General features: G+C 42.0%; 14 protein-coding genes. 9 read left to right on the top strand and 5 right to left on the bottom strand.

The window, feature by feature from the left end:
- The first annotated feature begins 356 nt into the window (after positions 1 to 356).
- The 5 genes from ACG95_RS11665 (at position 357) to ACG95_RS11650 (ending at position 4282) form a co-directional block, all read left to right on the top strand.
- Entirely contained in the window at positions 357 to 1223 is an 867-nt protein-coding gene (locus tag ACG95_RS11665) for a GGDEF domain-containing protein (protein ID WP_048000681.1), read from the top strand.
- A gap of 17 nt (positions 1224 to 1240) precedes the next feature.
- Positions 1241 to 1405: a hypothetical protein gene (locus ACG95_RS14555; RefSeq protein ID WP_160300369.1), complete on the top strand. Its 165-nt coding sequence runs from the start codon at positions 1241 to 1243 to the stop codon at positions 1403 to 1405.
- Entirely contained in the window at positions 1398 to 2696 is a 1299-nt protein-coding gene (locus ACG95_RS11660) for a glycosyltransferase family 2 protein (protein ID WP_048000680.1), read from the top strand. The genes ACG95_RS14555 and ACG95_RS11660 overlap by 8 nt, the downstream gene beginning before the upstream one ends.
- A complete protein-coding gene (locus tag ACG95_RS11655) occupies positions 2665 to 3870 on the top strand; it encodes a family 8 glycosyl hydrolase (RefSeq protein ID WP_237756507.1) in 1206 nt (401 codons plus the stop codon). The genes ACG95_RS11660 and ACG95_RS11655 overlap by 32 nt, the downstream gene beginning before the upstream one ends.
- A gap of 142 nt (positions 3871 to 4012) precedes the next feature.
- The gene (locus ACG95_RS11650; RefSeq protein ID WP_048000679.1) at positions 4013 to 4282 is read left to right on the top strand and encodes a Thoeris anti-defense Tad2 family protein; all 270 of its coding nucleotides are present in this window, start codon (positions 4013 to 4015) and stop codon (positions 4280 to 4282) included.
- Positions 4283 to 4425: 143 nt separating this feature from the next.
- Here the strand turns inward: ACG95_RS11650 and ACG95_RS11645 are convergent, their stop codons facing one another.
- Both ACG95_RS11645 and ACG95_RS11640 read right to left on the bottom strand, forming a co-directional pair.
- A complete protein-coding gene (locus tag ACG95_RS11645; protein ID WP_048000678.1) occupies positions 4426 to 5307 on the bottom strand; it encodes a phytoene/squalene synthase family protein in 882 nt (293 codons plus the stop codon).
- Positions 5288 to 6787 carry a phytoene desaturase family protein gene (locus ACG95_RS11640; RefSeq protein ID WP_048000677.1) on the bottom strand — a complete coding sequence of 500 codons (1500 nt, stop codon included), beginning with the start codon at positions 6785 to 6787 and terminating at the stop codon, positions 5288 to 5290. The genes ACG95_RS11645 and ACG95_RS11640 overlap by 20 nt, the downstream gene beginning before the upstream one ends.
- Before the next feature lie 256 nt (positions 6788 to 7043).
- On the opposite strand from ACG95_RS11640, the gene ACG95_RS11635 reads away from it, so the two are divergent.
- On the top strand, positions 7044 to 8804 hold the full coding sequence (locus ACG95_RS11635; protein WP_048000676.1) for a CocE/NonD family hydrolase: 1761 nt from the start codon (positions 7044 to 7046) through the stop codon (positions 8802 to 8804).
- An 81-nt stretch (positions 8805 to 8885) separates the two neighbouring features.
- The gene (locus tag ACG95_RS11630; protein WP_048000675.1) at positions 8886 to 9767 is read left to right on the top strand and encodes a LysR family transcriptional regulator; all 882 of its coding nucleotides are present in this window, start codon (positions 8886 to 8888) and stop codon (positions 9765 to 9767) included.
- A 157-nt stretch (positions 9768 to 9924) separates the two neighbouring features.
- Here ACG95_RS11630 and ACG95_RS11625 read toward each other — a convergent pair whose 3' ends face one another.
- The 3 genes from ACG95_RS11625 to ACG95_RS11615 form a co-directional block, all read right to left on the bottom strand.
- On the bottom strand, positions 9925 to 10293 hold the full coding sequence (locus ACG95_RS11625) for an iron-sulfur cluster biosynthesis family protein (protein WP_048000674.1): 369 nt from the start codon (positions 10291 to 10293) through the stop codon (positions 9925 to 9927).
- Between the two features lie 6 nt (positions 10294 to 10299).
- Positions 10300 to 10872 (bottom strand): TetR/AcrR family transcriptional regulator, encoded by a 573-nt coding sequence (locus ACG95_RS11620; RefSeq protein ID WP_048000673.1) that lies wholly within the window; start codon positions 10870 to 10872, stop codon positions 10300 to 10302.
- A 211-nt stretch (positions 10873 to 11083) separates the two neighbouring features.
- Positions 11084 to 12082, bottom strand: coding sequence for a LacI family DNA-binding transcriptional regulator (locus ACG95_RS11615; RefSeq protein WP_048000672.1), 999 nt, complete (start codon positions 12080 to 12082; stop codon positions 11084 to 11086).
- 199 nt (positions 12083 to 12281) lie between these two features.
- Between ACG95_RS11615 and ACG95_RS11610 the strand changes: the two genes are divergently transcribed.
- A complete protein-coding gene (locus tag ACG95_RS11610) occupies positions 12282 to 13655 on the top strand; it encodes a glycoside hydrolase family 1 protein (protein ID WP_048000671.1) in 1374 nt (457 codons plus the stop codon).
- 80 nt (positions 13656 to 13735) lie between these two features.
- Positions 13736 to 14389: a ribulose-phosphate 3-epimerase gene (locus tag ACG95_RS11605; RefSeq protein WP_048000670.1), complete on the top strand. Its 654-nt coding sequence runs from the start codon at positions 13736 to 13738 to the stop codon at positions 14387 to 14389.

Below are 14389 nucleotides of genomic sequence, written 5' to 3'. Positions count from 1 at the left end.
TTTGTCTAACTTTTTTGTTGCACTTCATTATGGCGAGTTTTTTTTGAGGTCTGGATATTGCATTAGGAAAATATGCGACTTTGATTAAATGCAATTAATGTGTTGGAGATCCAATATTAACGCTTAAGTTAACGGTATAAAATCAAAACAGTAATAGAAATTGATGGCTACAATAACTTTAGGTAGACCTTATTACGCAAAATTGCCAGTGTTTTTACCATAATAATGTCTATTTAAATAAACGTTGTTGCTGATAAAAACCATAAATCATAGTACAATTAAGACAGTTACTGGTAGTAACTATATCACCATCAAAGTACTTGTGAAAATACAACGCAAAGGAGTGCGGATTAACAATGAAATTTAAATCAATCGACAATATTGTCTTTTGGGCGATGATTTTGATATTGATTTATCAATACACACTTCTGTATTTGAGCGCTGTCAGTGGTGCCTGGAGCAGTTTCATAATCGTCATCTTGGCGTTCGGGTTAGGGCTGTTACTAGGACGGATGACTTATATTCTTTTAGGGGCCGTGCTATCCTTTGTCAGCATGACAGCTGGGGGAATCTTACTGGCCTTACCAGTCACGCGCGCGACTTACCTATGGGCAGCCGTTGCATTACTGACAATTACACCGCTGACCACTTATCTGATGTATCTGTTGGATCATCAATTATTGAAGCGTAAAATTTTAGCGCAAGAATTAGAAAAACTGCAGCAGGAAAAGCCTGATTTAGAGGTTATTACGGGTGCCCTTAATGAACAGGCACTAGAAGAAGCTGTTCAGCGAGAATTAAAATTAGTCTATTATCATGAAAAAGATTATAAATTCACGTTAACAATGGTTAAGATCGATTTTTTAGAGAGTTTAATTAACTTTTTGGGTAACACTCAATTTAATCAATTATTACGTGCAACGGCGCAACACGTTCAAACCATGTTATTTACCGTGGATCATCTCTATTACATCGGTCAGGGTAAGTTTGTTATTTTATCACCGATGTTAGGGACCGAGAATGCGCCAATTATGAAACAAAAGATTAAGAACCATATTGAGGATATTGCTCAAGAATTTGGGGTGGCGAAAAATGCACTGGTGCTACGAATGGGGCAAGTCTCCTATTCGACACAGGATAAGGTGCATAATTACAGCGTTGAAGATACGTTGCGGGAATTGGATCGAAGTGCGGAAACCGATATCGTCAAGGAGTATCTTTAGCATCGTGAGGAGTGAAAATGATGATACTGATGAGTATGGGAAGCTGGCTATTGCCAATTAGTCTAACCGTAACGATTGCTTTTGGCATTGTCATTATTGGTTTGTCAGTTTGTTGGTGGCTAATCCTGAAGCGGACAGTGAAAACCTTCAATACTGAAAGGAAACGTGATCATCATGATTAATGACTTCTATGTTATCGCGATAGTGACGATCTGGTTATCAATTGTAATGACGATTGTGACCTTGACGGGTGGCGTTATCTTTATTTTTAAACATTTGAAGCATACGGATGTAGCCAATTTACCTAAGTTGAGTCGTTACCCCAAAGTGACGGTCGTTGTGCCAGCTCATAATGAAGAGATTGTGATTCAGGATACGGTGCAAGCTATTTTGAGCATGAACTATCCTGATGATCGATTAGAACTGATCGTATATGCGGACAATTGTGAGGATTCAACGGCTGACCGGGTACGTGCAGTGGCGAAGATACCACGATTTGCCAACCGTAATTTTCGGGTGATTGAACGAACTGGGACGGGTGGTAAGGCTGGGGTTTTAAATGATGCCCTGAAGATTGCTAAGGGCGAGTATCTGGGTGTGTATGATGCGGATGCGGCGCCAGAAGAAAATGCGCTCTATTTCTTGGTGCAAAAGATTTTGGAAAATCCTGAGCGTTACGCGGCGGCTTTTGGTCGGAATAAAACGCGTAATTACCAACAGAACTTTTTAACACGTTGTATCAATTTGGAAATCGTTAATACCCAACGAATTCAGCATACCGGCTTGTGGCAGTTGTTCAAAATTGGCCGGATTCCTGGAACGAACTTCATTATCAATAAGGAAATTGTTAAATCCATTGGCGGTTGGAATAACGGGGCGTTAACTGAAGATACGGCAATTTCATTCAGTCTAATGGGAAAAGGTAAGTTAATTGCCTTAGCGCATCGGGCCGAAGCTTTCCAACAAGAACCTGAAACGCTGTTTGCCTATTATAATCAGCGTAAACGCTGGGCACGGGGCAACTACGAAGTAATCTTGTCTAATCTAAAACATCTCTTTGATGGGTCTTCTTGGCGAATCAAGCTAGAAGTGGTTTATTACATGTGTACCTTCTTTTGGTTTAATACGGCGATTATTATCTCCAACCTGCTATTTTTACTGAATATCGTTTTGGAGACCGTGGGAATCGCCTTTCCGCAGGTTCATGAGGTTGTTCAGTTAGGTAATACGTTATCGGTACTATTCGTGATTAACTGGATTCTAATGTTTTATCTGTATTTACTACAGATTAACATCGCTTTAGCGAGTGATTATGGGCAAGCAACGATCAAAAACTTTTTGTATTCGCTGTTATCGTACTTTACCTATGCGCAACTGTTTATCGTGGTTTCGCTAGCCGCTGTCTGGGATATTATCCGCGATAAAGTGACGGGTAACCGGCGTGCCAATTGGTATAAGACACAGCGCTTCTAAGGAGGTTTTTAAAATCAAGCTTAAATCAAGATTAGGTCTCTTAATCAGTGGACTCTTCGTACTCGTGTTGCTCGGTATTGGTCTATCTATTTGGAAGACGCAACAGGCACAGAACACGACGACTGCAACTGTTGCTAATAATGTGACTAATCGCTATCAAGAATGGGAAAAAGCTTATTTAGCGGGTGGTCGTCAAAAGTACGTCAAAACCAATAATGGAGTAGGTTCGACCCAGACACTTTCGGAAGCGCAGGGTTATGGCATGCTGGTGACCGCGTACGCAGCTAAGAAAGGTCTGAGCACCCAAACGACCTTCAATCAATTGACCCGTTATTATTTGGCACACCGCATTAGCTCATCGACGCCTTTGATGGCTTGGCGACAAACGATGACGAACGGTAAAATGGTCAGCAGTAAAACGGAACAGAATAGTGCGACTGACGGTGACCTAGATATCGCCTATGCCTTGATTTTAGCCGATCAGCAGTGGGGGAGTAAGGGATCAATCAATTACCAGGATTTAGCTAAAAAGCTGATCGCGGCAATTAAAAAGGATGAACTGAATCAAACCACGCATTTGCCAAAAGTCGGTAATTGGGCGACAACCACTGATACAGCTGACGTGGTGCGGACTTCGGATTTGATTACGTTATATTTCAAAAAATTCGCAAGTTATACGGACGATCGGAGTTGGCTGACGGTTGCTAGTCAAAGCCAGCAAGCGCTAGCGAAATTAAGTGCTCAGCATCAGAGTGGGTTGATGGCAGATTTTGTAACTATCGCAGGTTCTGACTTAACGGTCACAGCGGTAAAACCTAAGCAAGTCGCGACCAGCTATGATGATGACTACGCTTATAATGCGTGTCGCGTGCCATGGCGTTTGGCAGCCAGCTATCAGGCTAGTCCGGATAAGACGACCAAAAAAGTATTGACGAAGATGCTGACTTTCTTTGCTAAGCAGAAGAAAATTACGGCAGTCTATACCCTAAATGGCAAGGCAATAAATCACTACACGAACTTAGCTTTTACTGCGCCAGTATTTTATGCCGCTAAAGTCATGAACCAAACGACCTTAACCAAGCAATATGCTGGAACTTTATCAAAAACGATTTCAGAAAATAATTATTATCCAGCAACGATTCAATTGCTGATGCTATTACAGTTACCCAAATAAAGGCAATTGCGCCTGCTTTTCTTTTATCCGTCATAACGATTAGCTTCCTTATTGGTTTATATGGGTAATTGTAATCTTTGCAGGAATTCTGTAGGCTATCTAATAGGCATCAATTTCTATCCGAATTGGGAGGATCAATCTAGTGGATTTTGGAAAAGCACTCAAAGCATTAGAACGAAATAAATTAGTGACACGTGATCATTGGCAGGATCTTTTTTTACTGAAAAAAGATAATAATATTTTAATGGTGAATCGCGAGGAGTTCCTGAATTTTAACGCGCTTGAATCCCATTTTACTGATCGTGAGAATTTTCTTCATGCCTATAGTTTTAGAGCAGATGCCAAATTGCTACTAGCAAAAGATTGGAAGAGCGTCAGCATTAGAGAATTAAGTGGCTTTACGCTGATTTGATGGTATGCAAGGCTAACACTTGAGCTTAAAAGTTGTGAGTAACTATTTTTTGAGAATGATGGTTGCTTCAACTGACAACTAGAGAATAATAAAATAAAGCAGCTTAACTTAAGGGAAATATTCCCACGGTTAAGCTGCTTTTGTTAGGAAGATGAATTCAAGGCCTGCAAGTTCAGTTTCACTTGTTGTAAGACTTGGGCTTTACGCGCATCTGATAAATACGTCCGTTCTTGTAGAACTGGATAATGTTGTTCACGCGCTACTGTTAGAAGCTCGCGGTACAAGTAAGTTGCCGCTAACAGGGCTGGCTGGGCAACTGCATCAATATCCGGCATCATCTGTAAGCCAAGTTTGTATTGATGATCAGCAATCTGAGCTTCGTGTTCCCATAAGTTAATAAAGTCATTCGATGGTTGGGTAGCTTGTAAGTCAGTTCGTTGTAGTTGGTACTCACGCATGACATCTGCTGGCAGATAGAGGCGCCGATTCTGATAGTCTTCACCGACATCTCGCAAGATATTGGTGAGTTGCATCGCCACGCCCAGATGAATCGCAAATTCCCGCAACTGTTGATGTTTGGTGGAAAGAATTGGCAGAATCATTAAGCCGACTGAACCAGCAACATAGTAACAATAATCTTCCAGATCAGCTTGGGTCTGTGGCTGCGTAAAAATAGCGTCCTGACGTTGTCCGTGTAACATGTCGAAGAAAGGCTGGCTATCCATGTCATAAGTCTCAAAGACAACGGTTAAGGCCTGCCACATCAGCGTTGTTGGCGGGGCGCCGTTAATAAAAGCCGTTAGTTCACGCTGCAACTGATCTAGGCCAGCTAAGTCGTCATGCTCATCGACTAAATCGTCGGCAGTCCGACAAAAAGCATAGACGGCGTAAATACTCCAAGCGCGATAGCGTGGTAAATGTGAAAAGGCAGTATGAAAAGCGTGGGAAGCGTTTTTGGTAATCAGTTCACAGTGTTCAAAAGCTTCACGGTTAGTTTCAAAGCGATTATTTATTAGGTTGATCATCGGTTAGCAACTCCTTTACGGCGAGCTTGGCGCTCTGCATGACGATTGGGACACCAGCACCGGGGTGGGTACTGCTACCACAGAAGTAGAGGTGATCGGCGTAGGAAAACTTGTTGTGCGGACGATAATAATTACTCTGCTTTAAGGTTGGTCGTAAGCCAAAGGTCGCCCCGTTGTACGCCCCAAATTGAGTTTTGAAATCTTGTGGTGTAAACTGTTGCTCGAAAATAATGTGATCTTCGATGTCTGTAAATGGTTCGGTCTGGCTCAAATTAGTTAATAGTTGTTGACGATAGGCGGCGACCACTTCTGGTGACCAGTCGCTGAATTTGGATAGTTCAGGAACTGGAACTAGTAAGTAGACGGCTTCGCAATCGGGTGGCGCTAGACTTGGGTCCATCTGTGATGGGACGTAGACGTAGTAGGACGGATCAGTTGGTAAGCGACCGTGGTCAAAGAGGTCGGCAATGTTTTGCTGAAAGTCTTTGGCGAAGTGGATCGTGTGTAATGCCTTAGTCGGATATTTTTTGTCGAGTCCTAGGTAGAAGACTAAGCAGGAACAGGAGTAGTCCATATTAGCAATTTTATGATTGGTATATTTGCCACGCTGCTTTTCGTCTTTGATTAACGTCGTCATGGCGGTTGGGAAGTCAGCGTCGCAGATCACGTAGTCGCTGGGAACGGATTTGCCAGCAACCTGAACGCCGGTCGTAACGCGTTGATCAATATTGATGGCGGTTACCGGTGTGTTGAGATGGAGCGTGCCACCAAGTTCTTCGAATAGCCGAACTAGGCTGGTGACAACCGTATACATGCCACCCGGCAGAAAGTCGACGCCGTAGAATAGCTCAATCATGGGAATAATATTATATAGCGACGGTCCCTGGTAGGGCGAAATGCCGATATAGAGCGTTTGAAATGCTAAAGAATTGCGCAAATTCTCATTCTTAATGAACTTAGAAATACTGCGATACGCATTGTTGAAGGTTTTTAACTGCAAGCCGGCGTAAAGTGAGGGTAAATTGTAGAAATCACGCCAAGTGCGAAACGAGCGGTCTAAAAAGTTTGGTTTTGCAATCGTATAGCGTTGATAGATGTCAGCAAGAAAGGCCAACATGCCACTGGTATCTTCGGGAGCGACGCGTTCCAGTTCAGCAATCAAGGATGGTAGGTCACTAGATAGTTGCATTGTGGTCTGGTCGCCAAAAATCAGTTGCATGACGGGCTCTACCCGCTGAAACGGCAAGTAGTCATGGGGATCAACTTCACAAAATTCGAAGATTTCTTCGTAGATGGCGCGCATCATTACGATGGTCGGGCCAACGTCGAAAGTGAAGCCCTGACCAGTAATCTGATTCATTTTACCACCGGGTTGATCGGCTTGTTCATAGATGGTAACGGCGTAGCCTATTTTTTGTAAACGCACGGCGGCCGCTAAACCACCAATGCCAGCGCCGATAATAGTAACGGATTTAGTCATGCAGCCACCGCCTTTTTTTATTTATGATAACGATGTTTTTTACCTTATATGTTATTTTGCCGGATGATTCTGATTGGGTCAATTAATATGAGTATTCAAAAAATAAATCGTATAAAGGCTTGTGATATTCGAAATATGAATAACACGACCAGTTGTCAGGATCCTATCCGGAATTGCGATTGTACTTGCCTTTGAACAGCCGGTATACTTCAAAGTGCTTAGAAGATGATCGATAAATTAATTGGAGGTAATCCTGATGACTGTAAAAATTACTGAAGACATGAAATTTAGTTCAGCATTTGATTATATTGATAATGGTGTTGAACACGGGGTATTAAGCCCCTTTGAAACGAAAGAAGTGCTATTGAAGAAGGGTCAACAAATCGCAGCCGGTTTTAAACCATTGACGGTTGATATCAAGATGTTGAAAGACGTTCCCGTTGAGTTACGTGATGGTGTGACGATCTATACAGATATCTATTTACCAACTAGTGGTGAAAAGGTTCCCACGTTAATCGCTTGGAGTCCTTACGGTAAGAGTGCGGGGACGGCACCGCGGTACAAGAACCTCTTCAACATGTTGGGAATGGGCAATCAGTGGAACTCGGGTCTGACTAAGTTTGAAGCACCAGATCCAACTTACTGGGTGGAACATGGCTATGCAGTCTGCAACCCTGATATGCGTGGGATTGCGCACAGTGAAGGTGACACCACGATGCTCGGATCACAAGAAGCCGAAGATGGTTATGACTTGATTGAATGGTTAGCCGAACAGTCATGGTCAAATGGCAAAACGGCGTTGACTGGAACCTCATATTTGGCATTCTCTCAGTGGTTCATTGCTTCAGAGATGCCACCACACCTAACTTGTATCAACCCAACGGAAGGCTTGAGTGATGGCTACCGCGACCTAGCCTTTATCGGTGGGATTCCTGACGAAAACTTTATCGATCGCTTAGCGGTTAACCATGTCAGTGCAACCGGTGCTCAGCGTGAAGACTTAGTTAAGGAAATGCAAGCTTATCCACTAGCAGATGCAGCGCTGTGGCAGGATAAGGTTGCGGATGCCAGTAAAATTACGCTTCCAGCTTTTGTCATTGCGAGCTATTCCAACACTTTGCATACCTTTGGGACGTTCCGTTCTTGGCGGACGTTGGGGTCACAAGAAAAGTGGCTCCGAATTCATGATCGGCAAGAATGGCCTTACTATTATGACGAAGCAAATACGGAAGAATTGCGGCGCTTCTTTGATTACTACCTATTAGGTCAAGATAATGGCTGGTTGGATACGCCTAAAGTCCGTTACACGACCATCGACTTTGAAGGTAACAATCAAACGGATATTCCTGCAACGGCCTTCCCACCAACTGAGAGCCAAAACGTGCGTTACTATTTGAATGGACCAGCGCGAACATTGCAAACAGAATTACCAGAAACGGATTTACCAGTGAAATACGTTGCGGGTGGGCTACCAGGTCGGACATCATTCCAAGTAACTTTCGATCAAGACACGCAGTTTGTGGGCTATCCTAAAGCGAAACTCTTCATGGAAGTTGAAGACTACGATGATATGGATATCTTCGTTTGGGTGCAAAAGCTAGATCAACGCGGTAACGTCTTGAGTGAGTTTGTGGTGCCAAATCACGGTGCGGCGCTTCAAGACTTTACACAAGAAGGGGCCTCAGCCTTACGTTATAAGGGTGCTTGGGGTCGGTTGCGAGCTTCAATGCGTCATTTGGATGCGCAACTGGCAACGGATGAGATTCCTGCGTATACTTTTGACCGGGTTGAAAAGCTGGCTAAGGGTGAGATTGTGTCCTTGGATATCGTTTTAAGCCCAATCGGACTAGCTTATCAGGCTGGCGAAACCCTTAGAGTAGTGGTTAGTTCTAAGGATGAGTTGGGATCAGTAATGCCAGGAACTCCTGGGTGCACCCCTGATAATCAAGGTGTGCATGTGCTGCATACGGGTGGCGAATTCGCCTCATACCTCCAGTTACCTTTGATGACTAAATAAGAAGCTTGTTTAATAAATACGGTTGTAGTAACTTTAGATTAAAGTTGCGACAATCGTATTTTTTTGAAATGGAGTTATCACTTGAAACTATCGACGTTAAATTATTTTGTGACCGTGGCTAATGAGATGAGCTTTACAAATGCTGCGGCTAAACTTTATATTTCTCAGCCAACCCTGAGTCGACATATTCAGGAATTGGAGTCCGAGCTGGGTGTGTCGTTATTTGTGCGGCACAGTCACACTTTGGCGTTGACCCATGAAGGGGAGCGCTGCCTGATTGCGGCTACCGATATTTTGGAACGAGCCGATCATTTAGGGCGGATGTTTCAGGAGCAGCCATCGGCAAAACGGACGACAATCTTTAAAATTGGCTATTTGCCGAACTTTAACTTGGGCAAGATGTATGAAAAGTTAGACCAGTTTAAAGTTAGCCATCCAAACGTTCAGTTTGTGATGAATCAGGATACGCCCATGAATTTAGCTGAAGGGGTTGCAACGGGGACTTATGACCTAGTCTTTTGCTTAGCCTCTTATTTTCAGGATAAGGCGACTATTACGCCTAAATTCTTCATGGAGAATCATCTACAAGTGGCATTGCCGGTGCAGCACCCATTAAATAAGAAGGCCAAGTTACAATTCAGTGATTTGAAGCAAGAGACGGTTATCTTGCTTGAGCGTCAGCAGTCACCCGTCATTGTTGATTTTGTGATCAATCAGGGTTTGAAGAACGGCTTTAATTTAAAGGCTAATTATTACGTGAAGAGTCTTGATGAGGGCTTGTCAGCCGTGGCTGTTGGTAAAGGGCTAGCATTCTTATATTCAGGGATGAATGGTGGCAACTTAGAGCAGCAGTATCACATTAAGGTTGCGGATATTGAGAATCAGGATTTGGATCAAAATATTGTGGTGGCCGTTAGTCGAAATAATGAAAGCTTGTTGAATGAGCTTTATGAAGTGATGTAAAATATTCGTGATACAGATTTTTCGTTGAAACGATTAATTCTGTTGGACTAATAAAATGCGTTTATTACAAGGATGACAATAGTGGGGACGCAAAAGGCGACTAAACCTGTATGAGGGTTAGTCGCCTTTTTACTGTACTAGTCACATCTGATTAACGCTAGTGAATTGAAACATCCGTGCTAGGTAAAGCTTTAGCGATTGGTAAGTTGGGTTCCAATAAACCGCTATTACCAGATAGTTGGAAGGTTCCTAAGCGGGTATTGAAGTTAACTTGCATGGTCGAATCAAGGTAGCGGCCAGTGTCAGCGTTGAACTGGATTGATCCTGCGTTTGAGGTCAGCGTGCCATCAAAATTTGCGGGTACTAGTTCAGCGGGCACGATTAGTAACCGATATTTCAGGCCATTTTCCATTAATAGGCTAGAGAATGGGCCGATGCCGTCATCCAAGTCGAGAACTAATTGGTCGTTGGTTGCTTTGAGGGCGTTGATCTTAGTAATCGCTTCAGTAGTAAAGGTTAGTTTCATAATAACTCACACTTTCTTAATTGACTGAATGGCCGTTGCTGTAATCATTTTAATTATTTCAGGATCTGGATTGTCACGGACGGCTACTTGAATGCCATTATGGAGCGTTAATAATTCAGCGGCAATCGCTGATAATTCTAAGTCAGGTCGTAAATCAGCTTGCATGGTGTTGAGCACGGTCATAAAACTACTAGTTAGGTGGTCAAACAACGTATTAGCGACTTCATGTAATTTAGGATCAATCTGATCGAACTCGCTGAGTGAACTAATGACCATGCAACCAGGTGGATAGGGGCGGTTGCCCCAGTCTAAAATCAGTAAGTTCGCTAATCTTTGATCAGCTGTTTGCTCACCTTGTAGAATCTGATCAGCGCATTGATTCGTGATGTTAACGTAATGTGTCAGCGCTTGGTAATAGAGTTGATCCTTACTACCATAAGCGTTATAGAGACTCTGAGTTTTGATACCGGTAGCGGTTGTCAGTTCACGAAACCCAGTCTTCCGAAAACCGTATTGCCAAAAGTAAATCATGATTTGATCAAGAACGACTTCGAGATCGAAGCTGCGTTTTCTGGCCAAGAACATCACTTCCTTTTTTAATTATTGAACCTTCGTTCAATAATTAAAGTATATGCGGTGATTAGATTGTTGTCAATAGATAATCGGACAATTTAATAGCAGTAGCTTAACCAGATATATTACTATTGAAAATAATGATTAATTAAAAATGCTTGCAAAACCGGTTGGGTTTCACAAGCATTTTTTTGTAACTAAATATTATGGACTAAAATTAGCGACTTGATTCTCTGAGTACCAATGAGACGGGGATAATGATTGAAGATTCTGGACTGGCCTCATGGGTAATCATATTGAGCAGATTCTTAACAGAGACCTCAGCTAATTGGTCAACATTTTGGCGTACTGATGATAAGGTTGGAAACGAGTGTCGGTCTTGAGGATCATCATCAAAGCCAATTAATTTAATATCTTCAGGAACTGCCTTGCCCATTTTTAGTAGTGTAGTTAAGGCCTCAATTCCAATAGTATCGTTAATCGCAAAGATACCATCAGTTTCAGGATGATCCTTCAAAAAGGCCTGTAGCGTTGTTAAAATATGATCGGTTTCAATCGTGACTTGATTATGCTCTGGATTGAAAAAAATATTATTTTTTTTGAGAGCATCGATAAACCCATTACGTCGTTCAATCCCAGAAGAGGAGATCTGCTGATGTAGGGCAATTACCGGATGTTGGCAACCGTTGTTGATCAATGCCTCAGTTGCTTCAAAAGCACCTTGGTAATGGTTAGAAGCAATGAAGACGGTGCCGTGCTGATCACTAGGTTGTCTGTCAATACAGATAAATGGAAGGTTTTTAGCAGCTGGTAATTGTTTAATGTCAAAAGCTTTGGGACCAGAAATCACGATCAAGCCGTCGATGCCCTTACTTTCAAGCATTTTTAAGTAGGCTAATTCTTTGTCAGCATTTCTAGCGGTATTACAAATCACGGTTGAATAGCCATGGTTGAAGAGGATTTCTTCGATGGTTTGAACGAGTTTAGCAAAGAAGTAATTGCTGATATCGGGAACCAGTATGCCAATTGAAAAAGATTTATTCATACGTAAATTTTTAGCACTGAAGTTTGTTTGATAGCCGGTCTCATTAATGGTTGCGAGTACTTTCTTACGTGTCGCCTCAGAGAAGCGGCCGTTGTCGTTAATGACTCGTGAAACGGTCGCAACTGAAACGCCACTAAGATTAGCAATATCTTTAATTGAGTATTTTTTCATAAGTCGGTCCTTTTTGGGTAATGATACTCATCATAGTCGCACAATTAAGCTGAATTAGCAATTTAAATAAAAAAAGAAAGCGTTGACATCAATTGGGAGTGATGGTATTCTATTCAACATAGAGAAAACGATTACCCAACTTTGTTAATCGTTTATCAATTTTGTGAATAAGTAGCCATTAATACAGAGGAGCGATCAGATGTTTAAGTTGAATAAGGGCTTTAATAAGAATTTTAAATGGGGTAGTTCCACGAATGCTCAGCAATTTGAAGGCGGTTTTGATGAAGGCAGCAAGGGTCTCTCCATTGCAGATGTTCGTGATATTCCTTCAATGCCAGATGATTCCAACTTTGAAGAATTTAAAGTTGGTTCTGATCACTATCATCGTTTTAAAGAAGACATTAAGTACTATGGCGAAATGGGTTTTAAAATTTATCGCTTTACGATGAGTTGGACACGTATTTTTCCAAATGGGAACGATGCAGAACCAAATGAAGCGGGACTAAAATATTATAGTGATATGCTGAGTGAGTTAGAAAAATATCATATTGAACCAGTAGTAACCCTCTATGCGTACGACTTACCAGTTAATTTGTTAAAACAATATAACGGTTGGATGGATCGTCAGATTATGACTGACTATGTACGCTATGTTCAGACGGTGGTCACCCGGTTTAAAGGGCGCGTTAAGTATTGGGTGCCTTTCAATGAACAGAATTATCTGCTGTTAGACTCTGAATACATGGCTGGTTATGGGGCAAAAAATCAGACTGAATTATTTACGATGCAGCATCATTTTAACCTCAGTTATGCTCAGGCGGTTAAAACGGTTCACGCAATTGATCCAGCAGCTCAAGTGGGTGGGAACATTGGTAATATTTGTGCCTATCCGATGACGGCTAATCCCAAGGACGTTGAGAAGGCCGATGAAATAATGAAACGACTGGGTTACGGACCAGCAGATGTCTATTTCCGTGGTCAGTATTCACAATTTTACTTACGAGGCTTTAAGGATGTTGATTTTGATAAGATTGTGACGGATGATGACTTGACGCTCTTAAAAGCTGTTAAACCAGATTTTATGTCACTAACTTATTACATGTCATCTGCCATTGAAGCTGAACCGAAGGGCGAACAGTCTCCAATGTACGCAGTCAAGGCACCTAATCCATATTGTAAAACGAGTGAATGGGGTTGGACGATTGATCCCTATGGGTTTAAGCATTATTTGGAAGATTTCTATAACCGATATGGCTTACCAATTTTGATTTTAGAAAATGGGCTGGGAGCACGCGATCAAGTGGCAGCTGATGGCACCATTGATGATAGTTATCGTATCAAGTATTTAGCTGATCACATTGCACGGATGGAAGAAGCCGTTGAAGATGGGGTTGAGATGATTGGCTACTTAACATGGTCAGCGACAGATCTGTATTCAACACGTGAAGGCTTTGAAAAGCGGTATGGATTTGTCTACGTGGATAAAGAGCATGATTTGAAACGATCGAAGAAGCGTAGTTTTGGCTGGTACCAAAAGGTAATTGCGACTAATGGTGAAGACTTGTCTCTGTAAAGGGGCTGGTTTTTATTATCACATTTGAGTAAACGATTACTCGAATTTTCTTTAATCCTTAAAAATAGAAATGAGCTGATATTTTGGAAAAATTAATTTGTCCGTCACTAATGTGCGCCGACTTTAGCAATATTCGAACCGAAATTACGGAGCTTGATCAAGCGAACGTTGATATCTTTCATATGGATGTCATGGATGGGAGCTTTGTTCCGAACATGGCATTAGGTGTCGAAGATTATCAAACGGTTCGTAAGTTAACGAAAACTTCAATGGATGTTCACTTGATGGTGAATAATCCTAAAAATTTAGTGCCAGTCTTTGCGGACTTAGGCGCGGATATTATCTATATTCATCCAGAAGCAGATCCAATCCCCACTAGTACCTTGGCCGATATTCGCCAACGGGGGATTCATCCTGGGATTGCGATTAATCCAGGAACTGCTTTGGCAACGATCAAAGAATTATTACCATTGGTAGATTATGTCTTGGTGATGACAGTTAATCCCGGTTTTGCCGGTCAAAAATATTTGGACTATGTTAATGAAAAGATTAGTGATTTAGCAGCGTTGAAGACGACTTATGACTATCAATTAATGGTCGACGGAGCTATTTCACCAACTAAAATTCAAGAATTATCACCAATCGGGGTCGATGGTTTTATCGTAGGGACCTCATCACTATTTGGCAAGACTGAAACATATCAAACAATCGTAAAAACTTTAAAGGAGTCTTAA

It is taken from the genome of Lactiplantibacillus herbarum, assembly GCF_001039045.1.
Lineage (GTDB): Bacteria > Bacillota > Bacilli > Lactobacillales > Lactobacillaceae > Lactiplantibacillus > Lactiplantibacillus herbarum.
This window is presented reverse-complemented; position numbering and strand designations above follow the sequence as displayed.

Coding starts and splice junctions, on each gene's coding strand:
- ACG95_RS11665 (WP_048000681.1), top strand. CDS start 357: ATGAAATTTAAATCAATCGACAATATTGTCTTTTGGGCGATGATTTTG.
- ACG95_RS14555 (WP_160300369.1), top strand. CDS start 1,241: ATGATGATACTGATGAGTATGGGAAGCTGGCTATTGCCAATTAGTCTA.
- ACG95_RS11660 (WP_048000680.1), top strand. CDS start 1,398: ATGATTAATGACTTCTATGTTATCGCGATAGTGACGATCTGGTTATCA.
- ACG95_RS11645 (WP_048000678.1), bottom strand. CDS start 5,307: ATGATCAACCTAATAAATAATCGCTTTGAAACTAACCGTGAAGCTTTT.
- ACG95_RS11640 (WP_048000677.1), bottom strand. CDS start 6,787: ATGACTAAATCCGTTACTATTATCGGCGCTGGCATTGGTGGTTTAGCG.
- ACG95_RS11635 (WP_048000676.1), top strand. CDS start 7,044: ATGACTGTAAAAATTACTGAAGACATGAAATTTAGTTCAGCATTTGAT.
- ACG95_RS11625 (WP_048000674.1), bottom strand. CDS start 10,293: ATGAAACTAACCTTTACTACTGAAGCGATTACTAAGATCAACGCCCTC.
- ACG95_RS11615 (WP_048000672.1), bottom strand. CDS start 12,082: ATGAAAAAATACTCAATTAAAGATATTGCTAATCTTAGTGGCGTTTCA.
- ACG95_RS11610 (WP_048000671.1), top strand. CDS start 12,282: ATGTTTAAGTTGAATAAGGGCTTTAATAAGAATTTTAAATGGGGTAGT.